We start from the raw sequence: 9,674 nt of genomic DNA, 5'->3' as shown, positions 1-9,674 counted from the left end.
TACTATATCTAGCGCGTTGAAAACGAATATGACGCTAAATCGTGGGATGCGTGCTCTTGGGCCGGAGCATCGCTGCGGGTAAGTTGCTTGTTTTCGTGTCTTCTGATCCCTGTGCGGAGGTCCAGTCAGCCTTCCACCCTGGGATAGCCATAGCTGGTCAATCGGTGCCGCTATGAGAGGCCCTAAGGTTGGTCTTTAGGTTGAGGTATAATGATGATAATCAATACCTTAGACTCTCCGAAGAGATCCCCTGAGATATCCGGAGAGCAACGTCCGGTAACTCAGAACGAAAGTTGATGACAGACCATTCTTCATTTTTCGCGAGACCCGCGCCGTGGGCGCCTGCCGATCTTAACGAGGCAACCCGGCTTTCGTTAACCTCCATCGCCGCCAGCACCAGAGCCCAGGCTGTCGTTGCCCGACTTGTTGAACTCGTCGTTGCACAGGAACGCTCTGGAGGCCGCAAGAACCAGCGCAGGGCGGCAGGGCTTGATAAGCTCTCGAATGCCCTGGGAGCCGTCCTGGGCGGCGTCTTGCGGCCCTGGAGCCGCTCTACGCCCCGCTGGGTCTATCACCTCGTCGGGCGGTCGGCGTTCACTGGCGAGAGGATCGGAGCGCGGCAATTCCAGACCGCCATATCGGGCTTGAAGGCGGCAAACCTTATCGAGGTTGTGCCGGGCTTCTCCACGACGGATGATTTCGACGGCGGCGATCCGATCCTGCGGTTCGGCCGAGCGACCCGATTCCGCCCCACGGCGGCCTTGCTCGACCTTGTGGAGGCCCATGGCATCACGCCCCAGGGCATCGTCGAGGATTTCCTCGATGTCTTCCCAGAGGAGCCCCCAAGCGTCCCCGATCCGGTCATCCTGCGGCCGCTGAAGCCGCCCCGCCGCAAAGGTGTGCAGAAGCCGCCCGTGGCGGCCGTCAGGCTTGATCCGAACGACGATCTCGTCCGGCATTTCGTCGGCGAGGTGAACTCGTTCAACAAGTTCGTCTCCAAGTTCGATGTGCGGGGATGTCGTCCGCCCCGTTGGTATCGGACCTTCACCGAAGACTTCAAGCACGGCGGCCGTTGGATTGCCGCCGGCAATGAGGGCAACTACCAGCGCCTGCCGCAGTCTCAGCGGTTGATGATCACGATCGACGGCTCTGAGGTTGTGTCCCTGGATGTTTCCGCCTCGCACCTCTCGATCATGCGTATCCATCCGGTGTGAACCGCCTGCCGGTACGGCAAGGAGGCGTGCATAAGAGCGCTGCTACGAGCTGATTCATGGTAAGGGGCGGCGGGCGGATGGAGATTATCACGGGGGTAGAGCGCCGGCGCCGCTGGCGGGATGAGGACAAGCTTCGGATTGTGGCGGAGGCTGAGGCGCCGGGTGCGGTGTTTGCGCTGGTTGCGCGGCGGCACGCGATTTCGAGAGGGCAATTGTGGAAGTGGCGCGGTCAGGTTCGGCGTGGTGAGTTGGTGCCGGTGCCGATGGTACCGGAATTCATTCCGGTGCGGGTAATGGCGAGTGCGGCACTGTCGATGCCGCGGGCGGCAGGCAAGTCAGCTTCGGTGAACGACGCGAGCGTTGATCCGATGTCGCAGAGGCGAGCCACGCGATGCGATGCGAGCCGGATCGAGATCGTGCTGCCGGACGGGACGTGTGTTCGGGTTGATGATGGAGTTGGGGTTGCCGCCTTGCGTCGGGTGCTGACGGCGGTGCGGCGGTGATCCCGGTCTCGGCCGGTGTGCGGGTCTGGCTGGCGTCGGGGCATACGGATATGCGCCGCGGGATGAAGGGGCTCGCGTTGCAAGTGCAAGAAGGTCTGGGACGGGAGCCGTTCTGCGGGGATGTTTTTTTCTTTCGCGGACGCGGCGGGTCGCTGGTCAAGGCGATCTGGCACGACGGCGTGGGGATGTCGCTGTATTCGAAACGCCTTGATCGAGGGCGGTTTATCTGGCCGCAGACTGCGGACGGCGTTGTGTCCCTCACCGCTGGTCAGATCGGTTATCTTCTGGAGGGGATCGACTGGCGAAATCCACAACAAACCTGGCGGCCGCAAGCGGCCGGGTAGGCGCGAAGATTCTGGGGAAAATCCTGGTCCAGAGCGGATTTCTGTAGCGAAACCCTGGAAATTCGTGATTCTATACGGGGCATGGATCTCGATCCTTCGACCCTGCCGAATGATATCGCTGCGCTGAAGGCGATCATTCTGGGCGACCGTGCTCGGCGGTCCGATACCGCAGCGTATATCGCGCATCTGAAGCTGCAGATCGAGAAGCTCAAGCGTGCGCTCTACGGCCCCAAGGCGGAACGCACGGCGCGGCTGCTTGATCAGATGGAACTGGAACTCGAAGATCTCGAGACCACCGCGACCGAGGACGAACTCCGCGCCGAGCAGGTGGCCGCGAAGGCCAAAACCACGACTGTCGCCGGCTTCACTCGCAACCGCCCATCACGCCAACCCTTCCCCGAACACCTGCCACGCGAGCGGGTTGTGCTGCCAGGTCCGACCCAGTGCGCCTGCTGCGGTGGATCGCGGCTCGCCAAGCTCGGGGAGACGGTGACCGAGACACTGGAATCCATCCCCCGCCAATACAAGGTGATCCAGCATGTGCGGGAGAAATTCACCTGCCGCGATTGTGAGAAGATCAGCCAGGAACCAGCACCCTTCCACACCATTCCACGCGCTTTTGCCGGTCCCGGCCTGCTCGCGATGATCGCCTACGATAAATTCGGCCAGCATCAGCCGCTGAACCGTCAATCTGAACGGTTCGCACTGGAAGGCATCCACCTCAGCGTCTCGACCCTGGCCGATCTGATTGGTGCTACCTGCGTGGCGCTGGAGCCGGTGTTCAAGCACATCGAGACGATGGTGTTCGCGGGTGCGCGCCTGCATGGCGACGACACCACCGTGCCGGTGATGGCACGAGGGCAGACCGATACGGCGCGCGTGTGGGTTTATGTGCGTGATGATCGGCCGTTCGGCGGATCGGGTTCCCCCAGCGCGGTGTTCTACTATTCACGTGACCGCGCCGGCGTTCATCCGCAAACCCATCTCGCCGGATACCGCGGCATATTCCAGGCCGATGCCTATGGCGGCTACAACAAGCTCTACGAGTTGAACCGATCTCCTGGACCGATCATCGAGGCGGCGTGCTGGTCGCACGCCCGACGAAAATTCTTCGAGCTGGCCGATATCGCGCGGAACGCGAAGCGCAAGGCCCAGGGTAAGACCCCCGCCTTCGTGGCGCCGATGGCCTTGGCCGCGGTGCAGCGCATCGACGCGCTGTTCGAGATCGAGCGGGAGATCAACGGTCAGTCACCCGCTGAACGCCTGGCGGTGCGCCAGCAACTCGGCGCCCCGCTCGTCGCTGAACTCGAGATCTGGATGCGCGCCGAGCGCGCCAAACTCTCACGCCACAACGATGTGGCGAAGGCGATCGACTATATGCTGAACCGTTGGTCATCATTTACCCGGTTCCTGACCGACGGGCGGATTTGTCTCAGCAATAACGCGGCCGAACGTGCCCTACGCACCCTTGCTCTGGGCAGAAAATCCTGGCTATTCGCCGGCTCCGATCGCGGTGGTCAAAGGGCCGCCATGTTGTACAGCCTGATCACGACGGCAAAGATGAACAACGTCGACCCACAGGCATGGCTCGCCGACATCCTCGCGCGCATCGCCAGTCATCCAGTCGCCAGCATCGAGAAATTGATGCCATGGAACTGGACACCGCAATCCTGGGCCCTGGCCGCCTGATCGTGCAGACCAATAAAATCCACCACGTCTTCACGATTGACCGTGTCGCCAGGGACCTCGGCGAGGATGAGGAGTGGCTCGCGGACATCGCCAATGAGATGGAACCCGAAGACGGCCTGATCTGGGTTTACAACCTCAGCGACGGCGGCGTCATAGCCTTCACCGACTTTGGTATCGAAAATCTGCGCGAGCTCATCCTGATCCACCGAGATAGAGCCAAATAGACTCGTCCGCGGCTCTGACCGGATGGGTACGATCATGCTCGGGCTTGCCGGGCAGGAGCTGCCCTCTGGTGATCCCTATGCCTTAGGTGGCATCCCCAGGGCGGTCATGAAGCATCTCGTCGTTGTCACGGCAGGGAACGGGACGCTGCCGAGCCGATGGCCTGCGGACACCCCGCCGGAAATCACTGAGACGCTTATTGAGGATGCGGCTGCGGCCCTGTTGGCGGCATATCCCTTCATGGCTGAGCCGTGGCGGCTGATCCCGTCCGATGGTGACCCCAAGCGGGCACGTCGTCTTTTCGTTCATAGCCTTATGGGAATTGAGGCGAGGGCGATCACCTTCGCCATGCTGCTGCTCCAACGCGAGGGCATTCTGGCTCTGCCTGTTCATGACGAGTTGCTTGTCCGGGCAGACGCGGCGGAGGCCGGCCGTGCGATGCTTACCAGGGGATACCGCACCGTCGCCAAGATTGAACCGCTGATCAAGGAGACGCGGCGGGGCTGAAGGGTAGCGGCTGGAAGCTCGCGCAAGGGGGCGGTTTGCCGGGATGAACAGGGGAGCAATCTGATCCCGAATCCGCCCTCGTTGTGCCACGAAGGGCTTGATGCTTGATCCAAACGAGTGATACAAACAGCCCCTGTTGGAAGTCGGTTAAATAATTGAAATACCGACGATTTCAGGTGTTCACCAGGGGTTCCCGCTACCCGCTCCAGCCTCCGTTCGTTGGTTGCATTGACGTCCCGTCAATCTTCACGCAGGTGAGACAGGGCGCTTCGTTCGGTTGTGCCGGGCTGCGCGTGTATCTCGCGGGGGTCACGTGGTCATGGGCATTCCAGCATACGACGCTCTCATGCAGCCGCTTCTTGAGCATTGCGCCGAGCGGGTCTGGTCGATGCGTGACCTGATCGAGCGCATATCGGACGATCTTGGCCTGAGCGCGGCCGAGCGGGCGGAGCAAATTCCAAGCGGCGGTGTTACGATCATCGCCAGCCGCGTCCACTGGGCGAAGACCTATCTGAAGCAGGCGGGCCTCGTCGAACAGCCGAAGCGTGGACTGGTGACCATTTCAGCCAAGGGGCGCGCATTGCTCGACCGTCCGGATGGGCGGCCGGTCACGCTCGACATGTTGCGGGCAGACCCAGTGTTCCAAGCTTTCCTCGCCCGGACAAAGCCTCGCAAATCCGGGCGAAGCGGCGGTGCGGATTCTGCCGAAGCTCAACTTCCGGTGGTCTCGCCGGTGTCCGAAACGCCGGAGGAACTGATCGAACAGGCCGCCGGAACGCTTGCCGAGGCGCTGCGAGAAAGCCTCCTGGCGCGCATCCTCGAAGCGACACCGTCGTTTTTCGAGCGCATGATCATCGATCTGCTCCTCAAAATGGGATACGGCGGCTCGCGTCTTGAGGCCGGCGAACAACTCGGTCGTTCGGGAGATGGCGGGGTCGATGGGGTCATCCGGGAGGATCGACTCGGGCTCGACCGCATTTACCTTCAGGCCAAGCGCTATCAGCCGGGGAACACGATCGGCAGTGAAACGGTTCAGGCGTTTCTCGGTGCGCTTGTCAATTACGGTGCCCAGAAGGGAGTGCTGATCACGACGTCGGGCTTTTCGAAAGCAGCAAGGGACAAGGCGGCGCAGTCCGGGCATTTGCGCCTCATCCTGATCGACGGAGACGAACTGACTCGTCTGCTGATCCGTTTTGGTGTCGGCGTCCGGGTGGCGAGCGTCGTCGAGATCAAGAAGATCGATCTCGACTATTTCGATGAAAGCGAGCCGGAGTAGCGTCTTTCGCTCCACCCGTGCGGTCCGCTGTTCACAGCGTCACGCTTCGGTTCAGGGCATGATCCGCCCTCGTCACCCGCCGCTGTGCGACAGCGCGCAGATGCGGATCGTCCGCTGCGTTGCGGTGCGGATCGGCCGGCACCTCGCCGCGTCAACCGTCAGGCCATAGGGCAGCAGGGCCGGCGTGGCGCCCGCCACGGGCAGGTTGGTCAGCAGAAACGCCGGTGCTGCGGCGTCGATCAGCCGGCGAACGACACGCTGCTCCGCCGGATCGGTGGCAAGCTCGGCGAGATTGACGAACCGGTTTCCCGGCGCCGCCAGCCGCATCGCAACGAAGCCGATCGGCGCGCCGCGCATCAGCACCACCGCGCCCGTCGGCAGTGCCGGCTGCCGTCCCTGCACGAGATGCTGGCCATAGGCGATCCGGCCCCAGCCCATCGGCTTGGTCACCGCGAGGCAGACCAGCAGGATCGCCAGTGTCAGCCTCGTCGTCGCGCGGGCGGGCAGCCATCGCCGCAGCGCCGTCGCCACCATGATGCCGGTGCAGACTTCCAGCGGCAGCGCATAGCGCAGGATCGAGAACAGCGGCAGCCAGGTCAGGTACGACGTGATCAGAAACCACCACAGCGCCCGCGCTGGCGGCGGCAGCGGCGCCATGCGCCGCCGCAACGCTCCGATGAGCGGTGCCGCGGCCGAGGTCACGGCGGCGAGCCAGGCCAGCGCGAAGCGCGGATCGCGCAGTTTCATATCGGTGACGATGAAGCTGCGCCCCTCGATCCAGTAGAACGGATAAGCGATCCACTGCATCGGCGATCGTGGCAGGAACCGCGTGTCCCGCGGGTCTAGATGCGGGGCGAGCGGCGCGTGGAACAGGTGGCCGAGCAGCGGGAAGAGCGGATCGTGGAAATGCCGCCACAGCAGCACGCCCCACCAGCCATATCCGAGCGCGAAAGCGAGCGTTGCCGCCAGCGCGAACCGCCAGGCATTGCCCAGTACCTCGCGCGGCGCCGGCGCCATGATCACAATTGCGCCCGCGAGCGGCACCACGAAGATCACCGCCGTCAGCTTCAGCGCGATGGCAAGGCCGCACAGGCCGCCCGCGATCGCGGCGGCGTGGCGCCACCGACCGACAATGGCGAGCAGCGCCGGCAGCACCACGCAGCCGGTCAGGATGTCGTCGAATGTCGTGCCGATTTCCGAGAGCGTCGTCGCCCCGGTCAGCCCGATCAGCGCTGCGAAGACCGCCCCCCACCGATCCTCGATCAGCGTCGCCGCGAGACGGAACACGATGAAGGCGAGACATCCGAAGGGCAGCCCGGCGCACAGCGCCAACAGCCGCGGCGCGTGGTCGAACAGCGCAGTCCGCGCCAGCAGATAGGGCATGTCCTGCAACGGGTTCAGATAACCCTGGAACCCGGCGGCGAAATAGTCGAGCCCGAGCCGCCCGTGCAGCGCCGCGAAGGGCGCGTAGAGGTGATAATTCTGCAAGTCCCAATTGGCATCGGTGCGGTAGGCGAGGGAGAGCAGCGCGCCGATGACAAGGCAGAAAACGAGTTCGGCGATCCGGCGCGGCGCAACCCCACGCACCGCCGCCGCGCGGCTGGGCCGGGGTCCCGCCGTGGGCGATGTCGAATTGCCATGCATGATGTCGTCATACATGAGACGTGGTCGCCGATCTATATCCGCGTGCGACGCTTTGCGTCCTTCGCCGAGCGAGAGAGTAGGACAATATTCCTAGAACGCTTTCCGATCCTGATGGATCGGATGATGCTCTATCATACTGATGAACCGAGCATCTTTATCCGATCAGATGGGATCATCTGATCGGATGATGCTCTAGGATTTTATCCCCAATCGCCGATCTGCGCCGCCCGCGCCCGGCGGGCAACGAAGCCGGCCCAGGCGCCAAAGGGGATCAGCGGCGCGAACACAACAACCGGCTTCCAGCCCGTCGCGGCGCCGAGAAACCCGATGACGACAAGCCCGCCGAACGCCGCGAACCCCCAGTAAACCAGGGCGATCAACCGCGGATCGACCCCGGCGCGGTGCGCCACCTGATAGAGATGCCCGCGATGCGCGCGGGCCAGGTTTTTCCCCGCCAGCGCCCGCCGCGCCAGGGTGAACGCGACATCGAGCAGCACGCCCGAGAGCAGCAGCGGCACCACCAGGAACGAGAGCTGCACGTCCTGGTAATGCGTCGCGGCAATGCCGAGCACCGCCAGCATGAAGCCGCAGAACTGGCTGCCGACATCGCCCATGAAAATCCGCGCGCGCGGCCAGTTGAACGGCATGAACCCGGCGACCCCGCCCGCCAGCAGCAGCGCCGTGGTGTAGACGAAGAAGCCGCCATGCAGCCCCGCGATCGCGGCGAGGAACAGGCAGGTCACCAGCGTGGTGCCGGCCGCGAGCCCGTCCAACCCGTCGATGAAGTTCATCGCGTTGGTGACGAACAGGATCCAGCCGAGCGACAGCACCGGCCCCGCGGCGCCGAGTGCCACCCCGCCGATCAACGGCAGATCGAACCGCACCGCCGAAATCCCCGACCCCACCGCCACCAGTGCCGCGGCGAACTGCGCGCCGAGCTTCACCGCGAAGGGAAAATCCCGCAAATCGTCGAGCAGCGACACCGCTGCGATCAGCACGGCCGCCGCGATCACCCGAGAAACACCGGCGCGGCCAGCCGCGAGACATGCCCATAGCGGTACAGCAGCACGATGCCGAGCAGAAACGCGCTGACAATGCCGACCCCGCCGGCCTTTGGCATCACCTTCGTATGGGCCTTGCGCGCGTCCGGCCGGTCCGGCACGCCGATGGCGATCATCAGCCGCACGACGAAGCCCGAAAACAGCGCAAGCCCGGCGAACAAGGCGAGGTGCCGCGGCAAGGCCAGCGAGGCGATGCCGGTATGGGGAAAATACGAAACCGTGTTCATGCGGCGCTATCCATGAACGAAGTTCGGCGCCGCATCAATCAGGCCCGCCTACCCGGCGTTTGCGGTGGCAGCGCCTGGCATGAAGGCCGCGCCGGCCTCGCGCAGGAAGCCGAGCAGCGCGGCCGAGGCCGGCATCATCGTCCGCTCCGCGAGATGCACGGCGAACCACTGGCGGATCACCGGCGTGCCCCTGATATCGAGCCGGGTCAGCCGGCCATCGCGCAATTCGGCGTCGATCGTGTGCGCCGAGAGAAAGGCGATGCCGAGCCCGGCCATCACCGCCTGCTTGATCGTCTCGTTGCTGCTGATCTGCATGCCAAGGCGCGGCGCGATGCCGGCGGCGGCGGCATAGGCCTCCATCAGCCGCCGCGTGCCGCTGCCCGCCTCGCGCGTCAGCATCACCTCGGCGTTCAGCTCCTCCGGCGGCACGTCCCGTCGCCCCGCGAGCCGATGGCCGGGCGGCGCGATCACCACATGCGGATGATCGCCGATCAGGTCGGCGATCACCTTCATGTCGGTCGGCGGCCGCCCCATGATCGCGAGGTCGACATCGTGCTGCGCGAGGCCGGTGATGATCTCGTCCCGGTTGCCCACCGTCAGCCGCAATTCGATGCCCGGATGCGCCGCGGCAAAGGCGGCGAGGGCGCGCGGCGCGTAATATTTCGCCGTGCTGATGATGCCGACATGCACCGCCCCGCGCTCGGCCCCGCTCAGCGCCGCGATGCCCGCCTCGGTCTCCCGCAGCACCGCCTCGATCCGCGCCGCGGCCTCCGCGACCAGCCGTCCGGCCGCCGTCAGCGCCATGCTGCCGGTCGAGCGCTCGGCCAACGGCACGCCCAGCTGGTCCTCCGCCGCCTTGATCTGCAGCGTCACCGCCGGCGGCGAAACGTGCAGGTCGCCGGCCGCCCGCGTCACCGAACCGTGCCGGCCGAGTGCCGCCACGGCGCGCAACTGGCGAAGCGTGATATTCAACATTTCTCCAAAGTA

At 64.5% G+C, this 9,674-nt stretch carries 11 protein-coding genes; 7 read left to right on the top strand and 4 right to left on the bottom strand.

Annotated features, from left to right (window positions below; all coding sequences use genetic code 11):
• Positions 1–296: 296 nt before the first annotated feature.
• The 7 genes from ACIDOCELLA78_RS000000104035 (at position 297) to ACIDOCELLA78_RS000000104005 (ending at position 5,755) form a co-directional block, all read left to right on the top strand.
• Positions 297–1,214, top strand: coding sequence for a hypothetical protein (locus tag ACIDOCELLA78_RS000000104035; RefSeq protein WP_201728488.1), 918 nt, complete (start codon positions 297–299; stop codon positions 1,212–1,214).
• 77 nt (positions 1,215–1,291) lie between these two features.
• The gene (gene tnpA, locus ACIDOCELLA78_RS000000104030) at positions 1,292–1,717 is read left to right on the top strand and encodes an IS66-like element accessory protein TnpA (RefSeq protein WP_201727520.1); all 426 of its coding nucleotides are present in this window, start codon (positions 1,292–1,294) and stop codon (positions 1,715–1,717) included.
• On the top strand, positions 1,714–2,061 hold the full coding sequence (gene tnpB / locus ACIDOCELLA78_RS000000104025) for an IS66 family insertion sequence element accessory protein TnpB (protein ID WP_201727519.1): 348 nt from the start codon (positions 1,714–1,716) through the stop codon (positions 2,059–2,061). The genes tnpA and tnpB overlap by 4 nt, the downstream gene beginning before the upstream one ends.
• 81 nt (positions 2,062–2,142) lie before the next feature.
• On the top strand, positions 2,143–3,750 hold the full coding sequence (tnpC, locus tag ACIDOCELLA78_RS000000104020) for an IS66 family transposase (RefSeq protein ID WP_201727518.1): 1,608 nt from the start codon (positions 2,143–2,145) through the stop codon (positions 3,748–3,750).
• Positions 3,711–3,974, top strand: a complete 264-nt coding sequence (locus ACIDOCELLA78_RS000000104015; protein WP_249674923.1) for a hypothetical protein — start codon at positions 3,711–3,713, stop codon at positions 3,972–3,974. The genes tnpC and ACIDOCELLA78_RS000000104015 overlap by 40 nt, the downstream gene beginning before the upstream one ends.
• Positions 3,975–3,996: 22 nt before the next feature.
• Complete coding sequence (locus ACIDOCELLA78_RS000000104010) at positions 3,997–4,479, top strand: hypothetical protein (RefSeq protein ID WP_214006278.1); 483 nt, start codon at positions 3,997–3,999, stop codon at positions 4,477–4,479.
• Between the two features lie 346 nt (positions 4,480–4,825).
• Positions 4,826–5,755 carry a restriction endonuclease gene (locus ACIDOCELLA78_RS000000104005; protein ID WP_201728486.1) on the top strand — a complete coding sequence of 310 codons (930 nt, stop codon included), beginning with the start codon at positions 4,826–4,828 and terminating at the stop codon, positions 5,753–5,755.
• 72 nt (positions 5,756–5,827) lie between these two features.
• Here ACIDOCELLA78_RS000000104005 and ACIDOCELLA78_RS000000104000 read toward each other — a convergent pair whose 3' ends face one another.
• From ACIDOCELLA78_RS000000104000 to ACIDOCELLA78_RS000000103985, 4 genes are all read right to left on the bottom strand, one after another.
• Positions 5,828–7,414 (bottom strand): hypothetical protein, encoded by a 1,587-nt coding sequence (locus ACIDOCELLA78_RS000000104000; RefSeq protein WP_201728485.1) that lies wholly within the window; start codon positions 7,412–7,414, stop codon positions 5,828–5,830.
• Positions 7,415–7,599: 185 nt separating this feature from the next.
• Entirely contained in the window at positions 7,600–8,397 is a 798-nt protein-coding gene (locus tag ACIDOCELLA78_RS000000103995) for an undecaprenyl/decaprenyl-phosphate alpha-N-acetylglucosaminyl 1-phosphate transferase (RefSeq protein WP_249675688.1), read from the bottom strand.
• An 11-nt stretch (positions 8,398–8,408) separates the two neighbouring features.
• Positions 8,409–8,687, bottom strand: coding sequence for a hypothetical protein (locus ACIDOCELLA78_RS000000103990; protein WP_249675685.1), 279 nt, complete (start codon positions 8,685–8,687; stop codon positions 8,409–8,411).
• 48 nt (positions 8,688–8,735) lie between these two features.
• Positions 8,736–9,662 carry a LysR family transcriptional regulator gene (locus tag ACIDOCELLA78_RS000000103985; RefSeq protein ID WP_201728484.1) on the bottom strand — a complete coding sequence of 309 codons (927 nt, stop codon included), beginning with the start codon at positions 9,660–9,662 and terminating at the stop codon, positions 8,736–8,738.
• Positions 9,663–9,674: the final 12 nt, after the last annotated feature.

The sequence above is a fragment of the Acidocella sp. C78 genome (assembly GCF_907164655.1).
This window is presented reverse-complemented; position numbering and strand designations above follow the sequence as displayed.